The organism is Chitinophaga filiformis, from assembly GCF_023100805.1.
GTDB classification, from domain to species: domain Bacteria; phylum Bacteroidota; class Bacteroidia; order Chitinophagales; family Chitinophagaceae; genus Chitinophaga; species Chitinophaga filiformis_B.
Genome location: NZ_CP095855.1, coordinates 3,041,543 through 3,062,288 on the forward strand (window position 1 = coordinate 3,041,543; position 20,746 = coordinate 3,062,288).

Sequence of the window (20,746 nt, forward strand, 5' to 3'; positions counted from 1 at the left end):
TAAACTTAATCTTTTAGTTCTTTGAGTTCTTCAACATCGAGTGTTTTATGCTGGTGCTGGATCTGTAATACCAGTGCCAGCGCAACAGACACTTCTGCTGCTGCCATGGCCAGTATGAACAGGTACATGACCTGCCCGTCCGGCTGCTGCCACCTGGAGCCGGCAGCTACAAAGGCCAGTCCGGCGGCATTGAGCATGATCTCAATAGAGAGCAGCATGAAGATGATATTCTTCCTTGTGAGTACACCTGCCAGTCCCAGTACGAACAGGATAGCGGCGACTATTAAGACCGTATGTGCTTGGACAGTTGACATCAGTTCAGGTTTGGATATGTTTGAAGGAACCTGTGCAGGCTTTTTTTCTTGTGTTTACCAATATGCGCTGCTCCCACAATTCCCGTCATCAGCAGGAAGCCTACCAGTTCTACGGCAATGATATATTCCCCATACAGCGACAACGACACCTGCTTCGGCGTAACAACAGCGGCAGGCATAGCGGTGGGCGCGTCCTGTAACAGCAATACCGCCATTTCGGCCAGCAATACCAGTGAGAGTATTGATGGCCCAAGCCATGCGCGCAATTGCAGCCATTCCTTCTCCTGCTGGGCCGTCTGCTTACCAAGGTTCAGCATCATCACCACGAAGATGAAAAGCACTACAATAGCGCCTGCATAAACGATCACCTGCAATGCGGCTGCAAAAGGAGCTCCCAGTGAAAGGAAGGTGACCGCCAGTGCCAGGAAAGATACTACCAGGTACAACAGCGCATGAATGGGCTGATAACGTGTGATCACCATAACAGTGGACAGGATCGCAATGAATGATGATATATAGAAGACCAGAGACATATCCTTATATTTTCAGGGTAATAAGCTTTTGATATCTACCGGGGTTTCTTCATCTTTCCCCTTACCTTTTTCTTTCACGCCTGCATCAAGGCCAGCTACGTTATAGAAGTTGTAACCGGGATATTTTCCCTGGCTGTTGATGAGCAGATCTTCCTTTTCGTATACCAGGTCCTGACGCTTGTATTCCGCCATCTCAAAATCGGGGATCAGTTGTATGGCGTAGGTTGGGCATGCTTCTTCACAGTATCCGCAGAAGATGCAGCGGGAGAAATTGATGCGGAAGAATTCCGGGTATCTGCGGCCTTCCTCATTTTCTGTAGCCTGCAGCGCGATACAATCCACTGGGCATGCCGCAGCACACAGATAACAACCTACACAGCGTTCACCACCATCCGGATCTTTTGTGAGCACGATACGTCCTCTCCATCGCGGATACATGGGTACCTTTTGTTCCGGATATTGTACGGTAACCTTCTTCCGGAAGATATGCCGGAAGACCAACCACATTGTACGCAGGTGACTAATCATTGTTATAAGTTTTAAGTTATCTCATTTAAGACCTGAGCCAGAGTGCTATTGCACCGGTAACTAAAAGATTGAGCAATACCAGCGGTAACAGCAGTTTCCATCCATAGCCCATCAGCTGATCGTAGCGGGGACGCGGCAGCGATGCACGCAGCAGTATAAAAAGCCCGATGAAGAAAAATGTTTTCAGGAAAAACCATACCACAGGAGGCAGAAAGCCTGGCCCCAGCCATCCGCCAAAGAACAGCGTGACAGTCATTGCAGAGATCAGTGATATACCCAGGTATTCACCAATAAAGAACATCCCGAATTTCATTCCGGAATATTCAGAGTGGAAACCGGCTATCAGCTCGCTTTCTGCTTCAGGAATATCAAAAGGCAGGCGGTGGGTTTCTGCAAGGCCCGCAATAAAGAAAACAACGAAACCAACGGGCTGTGTAACCACAAACCAAAGGTCCTTCTGTGCAGCTACAATAGCTGTCAGGTTGAAAGACTTGCTCAGCATCACTACTCCCATCAGGGAAAGCCCCATAAACACTTCATAGGCTATCATCTGGGAGGCGCCCCGCAAAGCGCCCAGCAGCGAGTACTTGTTGTTGGAAGCCCATCCTCCCAATACGATGCTATAAACACCCAGGGATGACATTGCCAGGAAGAACATGAGGCCAACATTCAGATCGGCTACCACAATGCCGGGTGCAAAAGGAATGATAGCAATACCCATCAGTACACTGGCTACAACAATAGCGGGGGCAAGAATGAATACCCACTTATCGGCAAACGGCGGGATCCAGTCTTCTTTAAAGAAGAGCTTCAGGGTGTCTGCAAGCACAATAAACAGGCCCAGTGGTCCTGCACGGTTGGGGCCCAGTCTGTCCTGCCACAGCGCCAGCAGCCTGCGTTCCACCCAGATGAGCCCTGCAGCGATGTTCAGGAATACGAAGAGTACCCCTAAGACGATCCATATGTGTTGCATTACAGTCATACGATTACAGTTGAGAGGTTTACCCATGCGCCCCAGCTGAGCGCTTCCATACCTGTCAGCCCCGCCGGCGCCAACATGATGCCATCGGGCAATGAATCATTTATGGAGAGTGGGAGTGTGTATGTTTTGCCATCGGTCTTCACGCTGACAGCATCCCCGTTCTTCAGCTGGGCCTGTTCTGCATCGTGCCTGGACAATGAGACATAAGGTTCAGGTGAAAGAGAAGCGATCCCTTTTGTGTAAACACTTAGTTCGCCGGAGCCAAAGATGTGGTACTGCGGCAGCAGCATCCATTTACCTGCACGGGGCGTAAATGCATCGGGAATGTCTTTTGAGAACACGGGTGGCGTGGTGGTTTGCTCAAACAAACGTATGCCGGGATCTCCACCTTTCAGCGCACCGCCCGCTTCTTCCTGGTATTTGGTTACCGACTGATTGGAGTTCCATCCCGGCGCCCAGAAGAAAGGAATAAGGGGAGATGGCGGCAAGCCCCTGTATCCTTCCATGGTATATGACAGCGATGAGTCGTCGTCCTGCAATGGTTTAGGCTCGCTCACGGTCAGGTTGGCCAGCATGGCTGTACGACCGCTGTAACGATGTGATTCGCGCGGTATACGGGCGCCATGGATACGGAAATCGTGTGGTGGTGCAACCCTGGATACTCCTGCGAATTGCGGGAACCTGTTTTCCAGTGCATGCAGCAGATCTTCCATATGCTTTCCGTGACCGTTGGAGGCCGTAGTTACCAGCGACTTTATATCGGCAAGCCATTTGAAGCTTTCCCTGATCTCGCTGTTGGCAGGCATAAATACCTGGCTGCTGCGCTGTGCACGGGCTTCGTTATTTACGAAAGTGCCATCGGCCTCCGCGAATGTAGCCGCCGGTATCAGCACATGTGCTTTTTCTGTAGTGCGATTGTGTAATGTATCGAGAACGATGACATGTTTACACTTACTGAAAAATGCATCTGCTTTGGCCGTCGGAACAGCACGGTAAAGATCATTTTCCAGGATGATAGCGGTAACGTTGGTGGTACGTTGCACGTGGGCAAGGGCTCTGTCGAAAGAGGAGGCACGCGTCATGGCAAGGCCCATGCTGTTGCAGTCCTGCATGACAAATGCCAGTCCGGCTTTCTTTTCATTCATATCCAGTGCAGCTGCAATATCAAATGCGGCCCTGATCAGCGCATTGTTCCAGCAGGAGGTGCCTGTAATGATCACAGGATGTTTTGCCTGCTGCAGTGCTTTACTGATCGCAGCGGCAGTGGCAAGCAGTTCTTCCGCTGCATTGGGCACTTCGGGCAGCGCCGGATTCAATATATGTGCTATCGCAAAACCCAGCCTGGCCATATCATCAGGCGTGGCCTTCATGGATGAGGAAGATATCTCGTCTAGCGGAGAAGGTAGCATGGTCACATTGGCGAGGAAGCCTTTATCTTCCTGCACCAGTTCCCTGATGGCCGCGTCGTGCCATGTGGGAATAGGCAGTTGTTCAGTAGTATGTGTGGCCGCTGTTTTCATGACCGACTGACGAACGGCCAAGGCCATGACAGGGGCAGTGTTCCAGATATCCTCGCCTAATACCAGCACGGCATCTGCCTGTTCGATCTCTTTCAGGGAAGGCGTGTGGATACAACCTGATTGCAGGATATCTATTATTTTCTGTTCAACATATACGAGGTCGTCCGGTACGCCCTGGTAGAAGTTTTCTTTGCCTACCAGTTCCAGCAGGGCGTAATTGCTTTCAAGGGAAGCCCTTGGAGAACCAATGCCGATCAGGTTATGCCCCGCTACCAATGCCCGCATATATTGCAGTACGGTATTGTGATCTGTAGCCTCTACCGGCTGGTTACGGATAAGCGGTTGTGTGATGCGGTTTTCACTGTTCACAAATTCATATCCGAAACGTCCTTTGTCGCACAGGAAATAGCCGTTCACCTCATGGTTGTACCGGTTTACGACATTGCGCAGCTGGCCGTAACGCTCGCCGGCAATCGTATTACACCCAAGGCTGCAATGCTGGCAAACGGAGGGCGCATTGGTGAGGTCCCATTTACGGGTATAATGTTCTTTTAAGGTTTTGTCGGTGAAAACGCCTGTAGGACATACTTCCACCAGGTTGCCGCTGAAGGGGCTTTCCAGTACACCGTCCTTTTCCCTACCGAAATAAACGTGGTTATGCGCTGCAAATACATTGAGATCTTTTCCTCCTGCATAATCATGGTAAAAACGTACACAGCGGTAACACTGGATACAGCGGTTCATCTCATGATTGATGAGAGGGCCCAGGTATTGATTAGGATAGGTGCGTTTCTTGAAATGGTAGTGCCGGTAGTTGTGTCCTGTCATGACAGTCATATCCTGCAGATGGCAGCAGCCGCCTTCATCGCATACGGGGCAGTCGTGCGGGTGATTGGTCATGAGCCATGCCACTACCTGCGAGCGGAAAGCTTTGGCTGTTTCATCATTTACAGAAATACGCATTCCGTCTTTTACACCTTCCATACAGCTCATGACCAGGCGGCCGCGGGAGTCTTCTTCATCTTTAAAGACCTTAATTGCACATTGACGGCATGCGCCGACACTGCCCATGGCAGGGTGCCAGCAGAAGTAGGGCAGATCAATTCCCAGGCTCAGACAGGCTTCCAGCAGGTTCTTACCTGCCTTTACATCAAAGGGTTTGTTATCAATATATATTGTAGGCATGTTGACGATGTATTTATACTATTCTGCATTAGTCATACGGACATTTCTTATGTTCAATATGTTTTTCGAAATCATCCCGGAAGTATTTCAATGCACTCTGCAATGGTTCCATGGCGCCGGGCGCCAGTGCGCAGAACGTGTTACCAGGACCAAGGAATTGTGCGTGCATATTCAGCAGTTCGAGATCTTCCGGTGTGCCATCTCCTTTTTCGAGGGAGAGCAGGATCTTTTCTACCCAGGGCAGGCCTTCGCGGCAGGGAGTGCACCAGCCGCAGCTTTCCTGTGCAAAGAAATGCTGGAGGTTGTGTACGAATCCCACGGGGCAGGTCTCACTGTCCATTACGATCATGGTACCTGTACCTAAGCGACTACCTGCTGCTGCAACGGATTTATAATCCATTTTGATGTCCAGGTGCTGTGTGGTGAGAAAGTCTGTAGAAGCGCCACCGGGCAATACACCTTTCAGCTGCACACCATTTTTCATACCGCCGGCATGCTCTTCGATCAGCTCGCGCATAGTAACGCCCATAGGCAGTTCCCAGGCGCCGGGCCGCTTCACTTTACCGCTTACACCGTATAGTTTAGTGCCGCCATCGTCGCTATAGCTAAGGCCTTTGAACCATTCAGCGCCGTTGTTGACGATATGAGGAACACAGCAAAGTGTTTCTACATTGTTTACAATAGTGGGTTTACCAAACAAACCGCTGATCTGGGGGAAGGGCGGTTTAGCCCTTGGTGTGGCGCGTTTCCCTTCCAGGGCGTTCAGTAATGCGGTTTCTTCGCCGCACATATAGCGGCCCACACCTGTATGTAGGTGCATGTCGAGGTGGAAATCACTTCCCAGGATATCTTTACCAAGGTAGCCGGCATCATAGGCCTCCTGGATGCTTTTACGAATGAGGTCTGCTGCCTTGTGGTAGGCCCATCGGAGGAACACATAAGCAACGTCTGCCTGGATAGCATACGCGGCCAGTATCATGCCTTCTATGAGCTGATGCGGATTGCCCTCCAGCAACAGCCTGTCTTTGAAGGTACCGGGCTCCATCTCGTCTGCATTGGCGATAAGGTATTTGGGATGAGGGGCCTGGTCGCCCATGGGGATGAGGCTCCATTTGATGCCGGTATTAAAGCCGGCGCCACCGCGTCCTTTCAGATTGCTGTCCTGTACCAGCTTTTGCAGTGCAGCTGGCGTCATTCCACCACCACATACCTTGCGCACAGCAGCATATCCGCCCGTCATTTCATATTCTTTCAGGTTAAGCGGCGGGCGGTCCGGATGAATGTTCCTGGTAAGTGGGCGTTCCATTGTATTATGTGTATTTTTTTAAGATATCGTCCAGCATTGCGGGTTCCAGATCACTATACAGGTCTTTGTCGATCATCAGCGCGGGAGCGTGGTCACAGCAACCAAGGCAGACATTGGGCAGCAATGTGAACCTTTGATCGGTACTTGTTTCTCCCATGCGGATATGCAGTTTTTCTTCGAGTGCTTTATGTAAGGAACGGTATCCCATTACATAACAGGAGATGCTGTCGCACAGCAAGATCACATGTCTGCCTACAGGCTTCCGGAAGATGAGATTATAGAAAGTAGCGACGCTGTCTACTTCTGCAGGGCTTATTTCCAGATAGGCTGCAATCGCTTCAACACTTTCGTCACTGATCCATCCACGATGCTGCTGTACGATTTTCAATGCCTCGATGACGGATGCCTTTTTGTGGGGCACCAGGCTTATTTCGTGATCTATAGCTTGTTTTTCTGTTGCAGTAAGCATAAAAAATGATTTCACTATCTGTCTATATCTGCCAGTACATAATCCACACTTCCCAGGATGGAGAGCAGGTCTGCCACTGTATAACCTTTACTGATGTATGGTATCATCTGCATATGTGCAAATGAGGGAGTGCGTATGCGCGTACGGTAGGATGAGGTGTTGCCATCGCTCACCAGGTAATAGCTGTTAGCTCCTTTTGTAGCTTCCACGCAGCTCATCGCTTCCCCGGGGGGAATAACAGGTCCCCAGCTCACATTCAGGAAGTGATTGATGAGGGTTTCAATGTCCTGCATGGTATGTTTTTTAATGGGAGGAGTGGTGAGCGGGTGGTCTGCCTTATAGTTTCCGGCGGGCATATTGTTAAGGCATTGTTCGACGATGCGAAGGCTTTGTCTCATTTCTTCCACTCTTACAAGAGAGCGGTCATAACAGTCGCCATTCTGGGCAATGGGGATATCGAAATCAAACATTTCGTAACCGGAGTAGGGCCTTTTTTTGCGGAAGTCCCATTCGAATCCGCAGGCCCTCAATCCCGGCCCGGTCACCCCCCATTCGATAGCCTCTTCCAATGTATAGACACCGATGCCTTTGGTACGGGCTTTTATGATGCTATTCCGCAGCACCATGTCATTGTATTCCTTTAGCTGTTTCGGGAAGTTGTCTACGAACTCACGCACGAGCTTATCCCATCCGGTGGGCAGGTCCTGCGCCACACCACCGATGCGGAACCAGTTAGGATGCATGCGGTCGCCGCAAACGGCTTCAATGATGTCGAAGATCTTTTCTCTTTGGGTGAACATATAGAACACGGGAGACAATTGTCCCAGGTCCTGCGCGAATGTTCCGAACCATACCAGGTGACTGTTGATGCGGAATAGTTCGCAGAGCATTACCCTGATCACTTTCACTCTTTCGGGCACTTTAATACCGGCCATTTCCTCTACTGCAAGCAGGTAGGCGAGATTGTTCATGACGCCACCGAGGTAATCCACACGGTCTGTATACGGTATGTATGTATGCCAGCTTTGGCGTTCGCCCATTTTCTCAGCGCCGCGGTGATGGAAGCCGATCTCGGGAACAGCGTCTACAATCTCTTCACCATCCAGTTGCAGGATGATGCGTAACACGCCGTGGGTGCCGGGGTGTTGCGGACCTATGTTCAGGAACATGAAATCGGAGTCTTCGCTATGCGCCTGCATACCCCATTCTTCCGGCTTGAAACGCAGGGCTTCCTGTTCCCTGTCCTGCTTTTCATCCCACAGGCGGAAGGGGCCCATTTCTGTTGCTCTTGCGGGGTATTCTTTACGGAGAGGATGGCCTTCCCAGGTGAGTGGCATCAGCAGGCGTTTCAGGTGAGGATGGCCTTCGAAGCGGATGCCAAACATGTCATATATTTCGCGTTCATACCAGTTGGCATTCTGAAAGATGGCAGTGATGGATGGGAGGGTAGGGTATTCGCCTGCCAGTGCTACCTTGATGCGGATGAACTCATTTTGTTTGAACGAGAACAGGTGATAAACAACCGTAAAATCAGCCACCGGTAATTTCTCTTTGCCGGCCCTGTCCCTTTCGTCTATCCCACATAGATCGTACAGGAACAGAAAGTGATTTGATTTCAGGTATTCAATAACGGATAGAATACTTCTCTTACTGGTCCATAGTGTAAGTATTCCGTCGGCAGTTATTTGTTCTTGAAATGTATCGGGGCCGAATCGTTGTATCAGTTGTCCGTGTATTAAATGTTCCGTCTCCAGCATATTTATCCGGTTTTATATTTCGTCTATTCCTCTGAAAGAGGTCATGTTAGTACGTATATCACGTCTGCTTTCTTTCATGGAAAGCATCTGTGGTTTGATCACACCCTGCTCACCGATGGTCCAGCTGAGAGGGCGGGCTTCTTTGCCAACTGCATCTGCAAGCAGCGTAAGCCCCTGCATAAAGGCATCGGGTCTCGGAGGGCAGCCGGGTACATATACATCGACGGGCAGGAATTTATCTACGCCCTGGACGACGCTGTATATATCATACATACCGCCGCTGTTGGCACAGCTGCCCATAGAAATTACCCACCGGGGTTCCATCATTTGTTCGTGGAGGCGTTTAATGATAGGGACCATTTTGATGAAGACGGTGCCTGCAATGACCATGACGTCTGCTTCGCGGGGAGTACCGCGGATCACTTCCGCACCGAATCTTGCCACGTCGTATTTGCTGGTGATGCTGGTTGCCATTTCAACGAAACAGCAACTCAGCCCGAAGTGAAATGGCCACATGGAATTTTTGCGTCCCCATGCCAGGAGATCCTGGACGGTGGTCAGCATAATACTTCTGCTGACAGCTTCTTCCATGCTGCCGTTTCCCGAGATATGGCCAGACTGATCGCCTGCTTTACTTAGCCACCATTTCATTTTGTTTCTGTTTTTGTTTGTAGACCCTTAATATTTTCTTAGCGTCAGCTCCGATATTAAGCGCGCCGATACCCCATTCGTATATTAATACGACTACGAGCTGCGCGATAAAAAGCGCCGCGCCGATATAACCGGGCCATCCGAGGTCATAGAAGCCAAGGGCCCAGAGCATGATGAAAACGGCCTCCACGTCGAAGATGACAAAGAGCATGGCGACCAGATAGAATTGTACAGAGAAACGAATGCGTGCAGAGCCGGTCTGCTCTATACCACCTTCATAAGGCTTGTTGGTGGCGCGGTCGTTGTGACGTTGTCCAAGTATGTAGGACAATGTAAGGATAGCGGCAAGTAATATTACTACCAGGCTGGAATAGAGCAATAGAGGCCATAAGGGAAGACCGTGAGTTTCGTTTCCCATAACGTAAAATTTTCCCTGAAGAGGAATACGGGGGTACTCTCTTCTTTTAATAAAAAAGAAAGATGGTCCTTGATCCGATTTGACATACCATATACCTGACTAACGAAAGCGCAGAAGTGGTACAGACAGTCTTACGTGCTTAGTACTTAGCTAATGATGTAATGTTCAAGATTCTGAATGATGAAGTCTTTGTTGCTGATGACATATTTCAGAATGTCACCGATGGAGATAAGGCCGGTCAGTTGATTGTTTTCGATAACGGGGAGATGGCGGATGAACTTATTCGTCATCAATTGCATGCAGTGTTCTACTTCTGTATCAGGTGTAACAAATACCGGACTATCGGTCATAATGTCCCTGACTAGTGTTTCTTTGGAGGAGCGTCCTTTCAGGATGACTTTGCGTGCGTAATCCCGTTCTGTGAATATTCCTATCAGTTGTCCACTTTCGTCCACTACTACCAGTGCGCCTAAATTTTTTTCTTCCAGTACTTCCAGTGCCTCGTACACGCTGCAGGTAGTGCAGATCGTGTAGACCATGTTTCCTTTTATTTGCAGGATATTTCTAACAGTATCCATAACAAAGAATTTAAGGAAGTGACTTTACTATTAAGTTAGGCTTTTTTTGAATAAAAACAACTTTAAATGTGGATTTTAAATTCATAAGGCGGATAAACGGCGTATGGACGGGAGCTGGAGCCGCTTTACAGTGGCGGGTTATAGGGGTATTAAGTTTAATATATCGTCAGGCATATGATAATAGTGTATTTATGGCGACTAATATGGATAAGTCTGTTGTTATGCTTTTTCTTAAAAATCTTTTTGCTGCTAATCTTGTCCAGATATGAAGGATGCATGAAAATAGCGTACCTTGCAGTCACATTCTCCTTAATAAACAACTCCAACACAGCAACAGGCTTATACCTGACAGACGGGATAGTACGCAATTATTGTTGAACGAGCACCAGCATTAAATAACCAATTTGTTACTATTGAGCAGATCCCTGTATTAGTAATACAATCCGCAGCAAAACAAAGCGGACAGTGAACTATTATGCTTCCGGCCGTAGCAGGGCTTATACGCCTTGTCTGCGTACCGGTGGTACTCTCCATCTTTTATCACCAAAAATCTTACACCATGAAAAAGGTTTTTCTCCTTTTCTTCCTCATTCCTTTGTTGGGAACAGCGCAAACGAAAACAGTACTTACAGCTAACCGCATATTTGCAAAAAATGACAAGGCGGTTCAATTTGAAAAAGCACTAGCCAGTCATGCCCAGAAATACCATACAGGTGATCTGAGCTGGCGCGTGTGGAGCATTGAATCAGGTCCTGACTTCGGCGGTTATCTTGTTACTGAAGGTCCCAATAACTGGGCGGCCCTGGATAGTCGCGGCGATATCAGCACTGCGCATACAGCAGACTGGAATATGAATGTAATGCCGCTTACCGACGGTCGTGGTGCGGGAGGATATTTTGTTTTCCAGGAAGATCTGAGCACTGTACAACTTACCGATTATGCCAACAAGATCGTTATCAACCATATGACGGCAAAGCCAGGTAAGATCGCAAATGTGCAGGAACTGATTAAGAAACTAAAGAAGGTATGGGAAGCAGACAAAGAATCAGTCGCGGTTTATTCTGTTGCCTTTTCCGGAGAACCAGGTTATATTACTGTATCACGGTTAAAAGAAGGATTGAAAGAATTAGCGGTTGACTACCGCAAACCATTGCCAGACAGGTTTGACGAGGTATATGGAAAAGGATCATTTGATACATGGTTGAAAGATTATGCAGATGCGGTACAATGCCGTTGGAGCGAACTACTCATCTTTAAGCCTGATCTGAGTTCGAAATAAATATTGATTGATATGGCGGGCCTGGGAATAGGCTCCGCCATATCAGTTGTACCCGCCACAATCTGAGCGGAACCTTTACCAGCAGTTGTCCTGCGGGGTAGTGCTATTATGCCTGCAATATCACTGGTGAAAGCGTCAACCTGATCTGGGATTGTCCTCCTGATAGTTGCTTTTCTCTATCTCCTATATATTTACCCGATGTACCAGGTATGCCTCCTGGTACGGGATTATTTTTGACCACAGCGATAGTTTTGCAATGTTTTGGATGAGCTTAGTATTTACCTGACATTAAAAGCCACTTTTATGAAAAAAGCCAAGATTGTTTTATCTACTATTTTGCTGCTGGCAGTGATGGGAATGGCATTAAGTGCTTTTGTAAGCAGACGTTTTACCGGTAATCCTTTCTATACCCTGACCTATTACTATTCAACGTATTCCACAATTTACTATCATCCGGTACCATTTATTGCCCCGCATCCATTTTTCTATGTAACGAATGTAGGTATTCCGGCCACCTATGCCGTTTATACAACAGGTGTTGAACCCGGTGCAGTAAGAACATTGACCCGGCTGGGTGGTTCAGAAGTTATCACGATCCCGGTGTGGCTGGGACCATCTTATCCTACTGCCACAACTTTCGCTTTTTAGTATCAGCTCCTGATCTCGCTTGTGGACCGGGAGTTTGCGCCTGCATACTGTGGAACAATGATCAGGATGTTGAGGTCATCGTATAACAATAAACCCCGGGACAACTCCCGGGGTTTATTGTTATACGATAACACAGGATGGTAGCTCCTGCTCAATAGCTTTACAATAATTGCTTGCTCTTACTGAACTTATGCTCTTTATATTCTGCCAGCCGTTTGTCGATGATCGCTTTTACTATTTGATAATTGCTGTCATTATAGGCGATTTCATTTAATTGTTTCGTTGCAGCTGCTCCGAAGTAGTTTTCCCTTAGTTCTGTGCTTTCCAGGAAGGCATATGCAACATCACGGGTATAAAGTATATCATGCCTTAGGTTCCTGAGATAAGCATGAATGAACGCTTGTTCAGCGGAAAAATCATCTTCCAGGATATATCCTCTTTTAAGGGCACATACCCACTCGGTAACAGGCTGTTTCCCTTCTTTAATATCTTTTGCCAGGGCTAACGTTTGTTCACCGGTTTTTACCAGATCATGCTCGATGGCCCATTGAAGGAACATCAGATGAGCGGTATTATAGAATTCCTTCGATGACAGGAACTTTTCAAAACGCTCATACAACCATTCATAGTAGAAATGGTAAAGAGGCCTGACGTAATTCAGTCCGAGGGAAAAATGCCCGATGGTTTGATCATCGGTAAACTCCAGGCCCCAGACAATATCTCCCCCGGCGTCTAAAGGTTTTTTCCATCTGTAGAAGCTTTCACTTCCATCGTCATTCAACCAGACAGGGGAAATCTCACTACTCTTTAATGTCGGCTCGCCCAGTTTCGATTTAATCGTTTCAAAATCGGCTTTGAAATCCAGTCCCAGGGGGAATTCCGTATTCGATTTATTACCATACCATCTTGCGCTGCTCAGAACAGGTACAAAAATTCCCTTTTTATCTCCCTGGATGAGGGGATAGTTGTCAAGGTAGGTCTTCGCTTCAAATAGCAGATCGATCTCCAGTTTTTTATTCTGCACCCAATAGGAGGTGTCAGTGCTGCGATTGGAAATAAAGGGTTTCTTCGGGTATTTAAATCCATTGTTCTCAATAAATGCTATGATCTTTTCGTCGTCGATCCGTAGTCCTGCCAGATCTTTAAGGGTATTGAACATTCTTTGCTTTTTTAAATTTCAGGTTGGGATACCAGATAGCAAAATAGAAAATAATTCCGATTTGCAAACGGGGAGAGAAACATTAGCTTTTGTATATTTATCAGCAAACAGGTAAGTCCTATGAAATGCTGCAGAATATTATCAACAGTCCTTTTGCTAACCCTGGTCTTCTGCTATTCCTGCTCATCTCATGTAGAGAACCAGCAACAAGCTGACAGTCAGGCAAATGTTGATATTGCTGGGAAGAATATAGTGCTTGACGGATTTTATACCGGACTTGAAGAGATGTGCTCCATGGATAGCACCGGAAGGAAAGAGTGTTACACTGATCCTGCAAGGCCGGAAAGAAAATGGTATCATGTGGGAATGCTGTTGATAAGGGGCGACAGTGTATTCCTGGACCAACGCCCCATTAGTATCGGGAATGAGAACGATACAGCCTGGTCGGCTTCAGATGGGGGATTTTATTTTTATAGTGGAACATTTGTCCGAACTGATACGGGTGTTGTGTTTAACCTGAAGGAAATATCCTGCGACTATTGTGCTACGGCTGTGAAAATGAGACGGGATGGTACAACCGAACCTGTAGAGAACACAAGACAATTGGCTGGTCGTATAATTGAAAAGGGATTTATCATCAAGGGTTATCATTATGTAAGAACAAAACAGGAAGATGCGCAGGATAAATTCATATTGATCCGGTAAGCCGGTATTCAGCTGTTTAACTATACCTCTTTGCAGATCGTGAGCGGAGCAACAGGAACTTCTTTGCAAATTTTTTCACCAGTAACAGTCCGAATATAAACCCGCCGATGTGTGCTGCGTATGCAACGTTTCCTGCTTCCTGTCCACCTAAAGCACCCAGTCCATTTACCAGCTGGAATATGAACCATAGCCCGACAACTATTAACGCAGGCACCGAAACAACGAAGAATAACAACAGAACAAAGACCTTTTTATGGGGAAATAATACCATATACCCTGCCAGTACGGCGGAGATGGCGCCCGAAGCGCCCATGACAGGGATCAGCAGATTTTGCCCGAGTATGAATGTGCTGCATACATGGGTGAACCCTGCCAGCATACCGCAAAGCAGGTAAAAAATGAGATAATTCCTGTGGCCCATGGCGTTTTCCACGTTGTCGCCAAAAATGGCCAGGAATAGCATATTACCTCCCAGGTGCGCCCATCCTCCATGCAGGAACATGGAAGTAAGTAGTGTGAAAAAGACAGGAATACCCGTTACCTGGAGGCCTGGCATGGGAAAGGCCTTCCCGGTATATGGATCGATCATTACTTGGTCTGGAGTTACAATATCCTGCCCTGTCAGTATTTCTGCCGGTACTGCAGCATATGAGAAAGTAAAATATGGATTGGCTCCTCCCTGCTGAAAGAAAATGAAGACCAGGATATTGAGCGCAATCAGCATGTAGTTCACTATCGGAATGATCGTCCTGTCCCTGTTGTCATCGCCTATCGGAAGTAACATGTTTTTTCTTTGAAAGTGTACAAATGTTGTTCCTGAAATATGAAGCTATTTAACCGGTTGCAGGCTATGGCAGAAATTTGGGTGAGCCCATGTCGAGCGGTCCTTTACCAGGCCAGGGGCCATCGGGAACAGTAAGTTCGGCATGTGGCCAGGCGATCCAGTTATTGCGTGGCATGCCCGCGGCCGTAGCCAGGTTTCGAAGGACGATAGAAAGATCGGCCATTCTCCACACATCTTCATTCAGATCATCCTGCTGCCCGGCAGAGGCAGCCATCGCTTCCTGCCCTGTTCGCGATAATACGATCACAGAACAGGGTGGGCTCCAGCAACCCAGGCCACCAAACACTGCCTGTAGTCTTGCCGCTACCTCTATACCGCCAACAGAATCCATCGTTACCGCACAGGCGAGCGGCTTACCGAAAAAAGCAGGCGTATTTTCAAAAGCAGTGCTTACTTCAATAAACTGCTGGAGAGGCGAGCTCCAGTTGTTCCAATAGACACCAGTTATCACCAGGAAGCCGTCGCAGATTGTCAGCAGGTCGTAAACCTCCCGGATGGTCGGCAGGGGATCGGTAAGGGTCAAATGGGCCACTTCCAGCTGAAGGTCATTTATCAGCACCTGTGCCGCCTGCTTTGCTACCGCTCCGGAATTACCGGCTGTTCCCCGGAGGGAGCCATTAATGATCAATATCTTTTTTGCTGTATGAGCTGTTGTATTCCGTACCAAGGTTCCCTTGTTTTGTGTTAAAACGATACTGCCCCAATATCACAAATGGATATTTTATCAGGGCTGCTGTCTGCTGCGCCAGCTAAACAAAGTGAAGATATATTAAATGATAATGAACCGACATATATTTTGATAATACTTAATGTCTTATCGGTAGGAAACTGCGGGACATAGTTTGAGGAGGCAGTTATGGTGAAGATGATCGGAGGATTATGCAGGGCATAATCACCCCATACATTAATTGGGGCTGCGATATCGATGAGGAAGGACGATACCATTTCCAGCATGAGCATTGCTACGTCGCTTGCTTATATATGTTGATAATCAATATATTGGCTGTTTGTTCACTTTCCTATCACTACAATTTTCTCATTTTTCGCTACAAAAGTTACAGCTCCGGCGAAGTAATGGTCGGTACTTTATACCGACAATACAAAATTCCACCATGAAGAAAGTATCACGTTATGTAAGCACGTAACAGGGCTTATGCGGCTGTTGCATTTCTTGTCCGGCCAACACCACCTGCGGCCATTTTAATTCAATTCCAGGAACTGAGCGACAATCCACCATCAATCCTCAGACTTCCAGTCTTGCATCCCGGTTTGCCATTACCCCCTTAAAACCAAATATCATGATGAACAAAATGCCAAAAATTACCGCATGTTTGCTGCTTATCCAGCTGCTCTTATTTTCCACATTTCTGGCCAATGCCCAGAGCCGCACTGTCAGGGGAAGGGTGGCGTCGGCCGACAAAAGTGCGCCGCTGGCCAATGTAACCGTATTATTAAAAGGGGCCAATACCAGGACTACTACTGATGCAAATGGTAACTTTTCTATCCCTGTACCAGGCAACAATGCCGTACTGCTGTTTTATTTAGTGGATTATACCACCCGGGAGATCCCCGTAGGAGACAAAAGCGCTTTGGATGTAGCCCTGGAACTTAAAAATGAAAACCTGGGCGAAGTTGTAGTGGTGGGATATGGAACGGTGAAAAAGTCGGACATTACCGGATCGGTCGTGTCGCTGAAATCGAAAGACCTCACTCCCGGGGCAAATATTAATGTTGAACAGACATTGATGGGGCGGGCCTCCGGTGTGCAGGTATACCAGAAAAGCGGTGAGCCCGGCAGTGCCATGAGTGTAAAGATCCGTGGGGCCAGCTCCATCACTGCGGGTAATGATCCTTTATATGTGATAGATGGAATGCCGGTCAACAACCTTGCTCCTGTAACCGGCAGTGGTTCCGGCTTCGTTGCTACCCCCAATCCAAGAAATCCGTTGAATAGTCTGAACCCGGCCGATATTGAATCCGTCGAGATATTGAAAGATGCTTCTGCCACGGCTATCTATGGTTCCCGCGGTTCCAATGGTGTGGTGATGATCACTACCAAAAAAGGCAAAAGCGGAAAGTTAAGTGTGAACTATAGCGCCTACTATGGTACACAGAAAGCATCCAACTCGCTCAGCATGTTGACCGGCCAGCAATATAAGTCCGTATTGAATGCAATTATTGATGCCGGAGGCGGTGTAGCCTCTGAAAGAGTCACCAACGACCCGGTAAATATAGACTGGCAGCAGGAACTCTACCGCTCCGCCAGTGTACAAAGCCATGACCTTTCTTTTTCCGGCGGAAAGGATAATACTCGTTTTTATGCATCCCTGGGCTATTTTAACCAGGAAGGCGTGCTGCAGAATTCTTCAGTGAAAAGGTACACCGCAAGGTTCAACCTGGAAAATAGTATTGCACAGAAATATGCGTTTGGTATCAATCTCAATACATCTTACATAAGGGACAATTTCAACTCCGTCGGTATTGGCGTGAATGAAAATGGCAGTGCATTGTACGCCGCTATTAATTACGATCCTTCCTACCCGGTATATAATGAAAATGGTGGCTATAACCGCTCGCCCTATATGACCACTATTGATCATCCGTTGATCCTGATAAACGGACAGTATGCAAACAGTGATGGTTTCAGGACTTTCGGTACGGTGTACGGTGAGTACTTCTTCGCACCAGGCCTTTCTCTTAAACTGAAAGGTGCAGGAGATGTCAACATCACCCAGCGGAATACCTGGCTGGATCCGTCTACAATACAAGGATCTCCTACAGGAGGCGTTGCTTCCATCAACACAGGCAACGTAAACTATTATATGGGTGAAGCTACGTTGAACTACAAGAAGGATTTTGGAAAAGACCATGTTATAAATGCAGTGGCAGGTAGCACATATGAACACTTTGGTTCTAATTCCTTTGGCGGCAATGGCCGTGGGTATGCATTGCCCGATCTTATCTATAATGCAATAGGTACCGGCAACAGCACCTTGAACCAGATCGGCAGCGGAAGGGCGTCTACGAAGATCGTTTCCTTCCTCGGGCGTGTAAACTATACCTTTAAGGATCGCTACCTGCTTACCGCCAGCTTCAGGGCTGATGGCTCTTCCAGGTTCGGTTCCAATCACAGGTTTGGCTATTTCCCATCCGCTGCTCTCGCATGGAAAATGCATGAAGAATCTTTCCTGAAGGGAGCGGGTTTTATTGATGAATTAAAGTTCAGGGTGAGTTATGGCGTGATCGGAAACCAGTCTATCGCCAACTATCTTTATATCACGACTTTCTCCGGTGGAGGAGATGCTATATTCGGCGGCAACCGTTATACGTCCCTGGCGCCATCCCGTGTAGCTAATCCTGACCTGAAATGGGAAGCAGCAAAACAGGCAGATATCGGTATCGACTTTGCATTGTTCAACAGTCGGCTTACTGGTTCCATTGAATATTACGACAGGCGTACCTCCGATCTGCTGCTGGATCTGCCACAACCGTTAAGCACTGGTTTTGGCGTAAAGACCCGGAATATCGGCCGTATGAAAAATACCGGTATCGATCTGCACCTTGCCGGTGATGTGCTGCGCAGCAGCCGCGGACTTAACTGGAATGTAGGTGCTGTGCTCTCCACGGTGAAGAACAAGGTGTTAAGCCTGGGGCCTTTATCGCAGATCCTTACCGGTGGTGCAGGTTTCATTGCCAATGCCAGTATCATCAGGCCAGGTGCATCCCTTGGGTCTTATTATGGATATGAAGTGCTGGGCGTGTGGCAGACGCATGACGACTTCTCCAATGCGCCTGCAGGAGTGAAGCCAGGTGATATGAAGTTCAGGGATGTGGACAATAACAAACAGATCAATGCGGACGACCGGGTGATCCTGGGCAAGTCATTGCCTGACTTCACCTATGGCATCACGAATACATTCGGATTCAGAAGATTTTCATTATCGGTATTCCTGGAAGGCTCTCAGGGCGCCAGTATATTGAATAATGCCGCTATCGACAGCTATTTCCCTGTCAGCTTCCGCAGAAATAAACTGGCTGAGCCCTATCTGAATCGCTGGACACCGGAGAACCCCACCAACAAATACCCGTCATTTATAAATCCCACTTCTCAGGGACAGCAAACGGTGAACTCAAGGACCGTGGAGGATGCGTCTTATCTGCGCCTGCAATCTGTGCGATTCAGTTACGACTTCAGGTTGCGCAATAAGGTGGTGAAAGGACTGCAGGCTTATGTGACGGGACAGAACCTGTTCACCATCACGAACTATTCAGGTATTGATCCGGCTGTGAACTCCATTGGAGATGATATCCTGAAAATAGATTACAGCTCTTATCCGATGACCCGCAGCTTTTTATTCGGGGTAAATGTTCAATTCTAAAAACGGTCTTTATGCAAAAATTTATCATACTGTCTTTTATTATTGTTTCACTGCTGGTGCAGACCGCATGTGAGAAAACACTGGATGTAACACCCCCGGGAGAGTTTGCACCGGGTAATGTGTTAACGACAGAAAAAGGAATCCGTTCTGTATTATTTTCTTCGTATGCAGGCATACAGAATCCAACGCCATCCCGTTATCTGATCAACAATGCTGAAGTAACTACAGATATAGGTTACAACACCGGTGGTGCAGAAAACCTGACCCTGGTACAACTGATCAATTTTACCTGGGATGCATCACTGGGCACTTTGCAGGCAGATGTATGGGCGCCCACCTACCGTGCCATACGTGACGCGAATATTGTGCTGGAGAATATCTCCAACGTCAATACGACGGATGTCAACAGGAAAATATATGCCGCTGAGGCCCGGTTCCTGAGAGCATATGCCTATGATCTGTTATATAAATGGTTTGGCCCCGTTCCGCTGCGTACCTCCACCAGCTCGGACGCCAGCCTGGCAAGAGCCACGGACGAGCAAATGAAGACCTTTATCGAAACAGAGCTGACAACAGCTATAGCCGATCTGCCGGAACCTGGCAAGGAAGAAGCTTTTGCAAGGGCTAACAAAGGTATGGCCTGGAGTGCACTGGCAAAGTTCTATCTCAATACCCGGCAATGGCAGAAGGCTGCCGATGCCTGTCAACAGGTGATAGGGTTCAGCTATTACCAGCTGTTCCCTGCCTATGAGAAGATGTTCAGGGTAGAAAATGAAGGAAACAAGGAAATGATCATGGTGCATCCATGCCGGAACCAGGACGGTTTTGGTAACTGGTATACAGCAGGCGCCCTGCCGCCAGGCTTTAAGACCTCAGACCAGGTTCCCGAGTATGTATGGACAACTTCGATGGCCAATTTTGCCACGCAGTACAGGATGCGTTCTGCATTCACCAATACACTCGATACTGTCAACGATCACCGGGCCATATTGCTGCTGCGCCACTACGTAAACACAAACAACCAATGGGTTAACCTGCTATCCACACCCGATAACGTGAGAAGCCTGAAATACTGGGATAATGCCACCGTAGGTAATCATAGCGGAAATGACGTTCCTGTTATCCGGTATGCAGATATTTTGCTGAGCCGTGCCGAGGCTTTGAATGAATTGACAGGTCCTGCACAGGAAGCGCTGGACCTGATCAACCAGGTTAGAAGGAGAGCAGGCATCAGCGATCTGACTTCGACAGAAGCTACCAGTAAGGAGGTGTTCAGAGACCTGATACTCCGTGAGAGGGCCTGGGAGTTTTACAGTGAAGGATTGAGAAGGGAAGACTTGCTGCGTCATGATAAATTCATTTCACTGGCAAAGGCAAGGGGTGTTAGCATTGCTGCCGACAAGCACAAATTGTTCCCGATACCACAGACGGAAATTGATGCGAACCCGGCATGTAAACAAAACCCGGAGTATTAACCGAATAGTAAGCTAA

20 protein-coding genes are annotated in these 20,746 nt (G+C 47.9%); 5 read left to right on the top strand and 15 right to left on the bottom strand.

The genetic code is table 11. The features are described from left to right. Positions 1 to 5: 5 nt before the first annotated feature. The 11 genes from nuoK to MYF79_RS12270 all read right to left on the bottom strand — a co-directional run bounded on the left by nuoK (position 6) and on the right by MYF79_RS12270 (position 10,241). The gene (gene nuoK / locus MYF79_RS12220) at positions 6 to 314 is read right to left on the bottom strand and encodes an NADH-quinone oxidoreductase subunit NuoK (protein ID WP_199658041.1); all 309 of its coding nucleotides are present in this window, start codon (positions 312 to 314) and stop codon (positions 6 to 8) included. Beyond that, complete coding sequence (gene nuoJ, locus MYF79_RS12225; RefSeq protein ID WP_247814138.1) at positions 314 to 847, bottom strand: NADH-quinone oxidoreductase subunit J; 534 nt, start codon at positions 845 to 847, stop codon at positions 314 to 316. Before nuoJ ends, nuoK begins: the two co-directional genes overlap by 1 nt. A 12-nt stretch (positions 848 to 859) precedes the next feature. Then, entirely contained in the window at positions 860 to 1,375 is a 516-nt protein-coding gene (gene nuoI, locus MYF79_RS12230) for an NADH-quinone oxidoreductase subunit NuoI (RefSeq protein WP_199658039.1), read from the bottom strand. Between the two features lie 25 nt (positions 1,376 to 1,400). Next, positions 1,401 to 2,357, bottom strand: a complete 957-nt coding sequence (gene nuoH, locus MYF79_RS12235) for an NADH-quinone oxidoreductase subunit NuoH (RefSeq protein WP_247814139.1) — start codon at positions 2,355 to 2,357, stop codon at positions 1,401 to 1,403. Continuing rightward, a complete protein-coding gene (gene nuoG / locus MYF79_RS12240) occupies positions 2,354 to 5,062 on the bottom strand; it encodes an NADH-quinone oxidoreductase subunit NuoG (RefSeq protein WP_247814140.1) in 2,709 nt (902 codons plus the stop codon). Before nuoG ends, nuoH begins: the two co-directional genes overlap by 4 nt. A gap of 28 nt (positions 5,063 to 5,090) precedes the next feature. Continuing rightward, a complete protein-coding gene (gene nuoF, locus MYF79_RS12245; protein ID WP_247814141.1) occupies positions 5,091 to 6,368 on the bottom strand; it encodes an NADH-quinone oxidoreductase subunit NuoF in 1,278 nt (425 codons plus the stop codon). A gap of 4 nt (positions 6,369 to 6,372) precedes the next feature. Next, a complete protein-coding gene (gene nuoE, locus MYF79_RS12250; protein WP_247814142.1) occupies positions 6,373 to 6,837 on the bottom strand; it encodes an NADH-quinone oxidoreductase subunit NuoE in 465 nt (154 codons plus the stop codon). Positions 6,838 to 6,851: 14 nt separating this feature from the next. Further along, a complete protein-coding gene (gene nuoC / locus MYF79_RS12255; protein ID WP_247814143.1) occupies positions 6,852 to 8,594 on the bottom strand; it encodes an NADH-quinone oxidoreductase subunit C/D in 1,743 nt (580 codons plus the stop codon). A 12-nt stretch (positions 8,595 to 8,606) separates the two neighbouring features. Further along, entirely contained in the window at positions 8,607 to 9,245 is a 639-nt protein-coding gene (nuoB, locus tag MYF79_RS12260) for an NADH-quinone oxidoreductase subunit NuoB (RefSeq protein WP_247814144.1), read from the bottom strand. Then, complete coding sequence (locus MYF79_RS12265; protein WP_247814145.1) at positions 9,226 to 9,663, bottom strand: NADH-quinone oxidoreductase subunit A; 438 nt, start codon at positions 9,661 to 9,663, stop codon at positions 9,226 to 9,228. Before MYF79_RS12265 ends, nuoB begins: the two co-directional genes overlap by 20 nt. 146 nt (positions 9,664 to 9,809) lie before the next feature. Continuing rightward, on the bottom strand, positions 9,810 to 10,241 hold the full coding sequence (locus tag MYF79_RS12270) for a CBS domain-containing protein (RefSeq protein ID WP_199658031.1): 432 nt from the start codon (positions 10,239 to 10,241) through the stop codon (positions 9,810 to 9,812). 559 nt (positions 10,242 to 10,800) lie between these two features. Here MYF79_RS12270 and MYF79_RS12275 point away from each other — a divergent pair. Next, entirely contained in the window at positions 10,801 to 11,520 is a 720-nt protein-coding gene (locus MYF79_RS12275; protein WP_247814146.1) for a hypothetical protein, read from the top strand. A 303-nt stretch (positions 11,521 to 11,823) separates the two neighbouring features. Further along, positions 11,824 to 12,168, top strand: coding sequence for a hypothetical protein (locus MYF79_RS12280; RefSeq protein WP_247814147.1), 345 nt, complete (start codon positions 11,824 to 11,826; stop codon positions 12,166 to 12,168). A 160-nt stretch (positions 12,169 to 12,328) separates the two neighbouring features. Here the strand turns inward: MYF79_RS12280 and MYF79_RS12285 are convergent, their stop codons facing one another. Further along, the gene (locus tag MYF79_RS12285; RefSeq protein ID WP_247814148.1) at positions 12,329 to 13,327 is read right to left on the bottom strand and encodes a hypothetical protein; all 999 of its coding nucleotides are present in this window, start codon (positions 13,325 to 13,327) and stop codon (positions 12,329 to 12,331) included. Between the two features lie 120 nt (positions 13,328 to 13,447). Between MYF79_RS12285 and MYF79_RS12290 the strand changes: the two genes are divergently transcribed. Continuing rightward, a complete protein-coding gene (locus MYF79_RS12290; protein ID WP_247814149.1) occupies positions 13,448 to 14,032 on the top strand; it encodes a hypothetical protein in 585 nt (194 codons plus the stop codon). A 16-nt stretch (positions 14,033 to 14,048) separates the two neighbouring features. On the opposite strand, the gene MYF79_RS12295 is transcribed toward MYF79_RS12290, so the two are convergent. From MYF79_RS12295 to MYF79_RS12305, 3 genes are all read right to left on the bottom strand, one after another. Beyond that, a complete protein-coding gene (locus MYF79_RS12295; protein WP_247814150.1) occupies positions 14,049 to 14,816 on the bottom strand; it encodes a rhomboid family intramembrane serine protease in 768 nt (255 codons plus the stop codon). 64 nt (positions 14,817 to 14,880) lie between these two features. Beyond that, positions 14,881 to 15,543 carry an NAD(P)H-dependent oxidoreductase gene (locus MYF79_RS12300; RefSeq protein WP_247814151.1) on the bottom strand — a complete coding sequence of 221 codons (663 nt, stop codon included), beginning with the start codon at positions 15,541 to 15,543 and terminating at the stop codon, positions 14,881 to 14,883. Between the two features lie 17 nt (positions 15,544 to 15,560). Beyond that, positions 15,561 to 15,836, bottom strand: a complete 276-nt coding sequence (locus MYF79_RS12305; RefSeq protein ID WP_247814152.1) for a hypothetical protein — start codon at positions 15,834 to 15,836, stop codon at positions 15,561 to 15,563. A gap of 338 nt (positions 15,837 to 16,174) precedes the next feature. On the opposite strand from MYF79_RS12305, the gene MYF79_RS12310 reads away from it, so the two are divergent. Both MYF79_RS12310 and MYF79_RS12315 read left to right on the top strand, forming a co-directional pair. Continuing rightward, positions 16,175 to 19,255 carry a SusC/RagA family TonB-linked outer membrane protein gene (locus MYF79_RS12310; RefSeq protein ID WP_247814153.1) on the top strand — a complete coding sequence of 1,027 codons (3,081 nt, stop codon included), beginning with the start codon at positions 16,175 to 16,177 and terminating at the stop codon, positions 19,253 to 19,255. Positions 19,256 to 19,266: 11 nt separating this feature from the next. Then, entirely contained in the window at positions 19,267 to 20,730 is a 1,464-nt protein-coding gene (locus tag MYF79_RS12315) for a RagB/SusD family nutrient uptake outer membrane protein (protein WP_247814154.1), read from the top strand. Positions 20,731 to 20,746 lie beyond the last annotated feature (16 nt).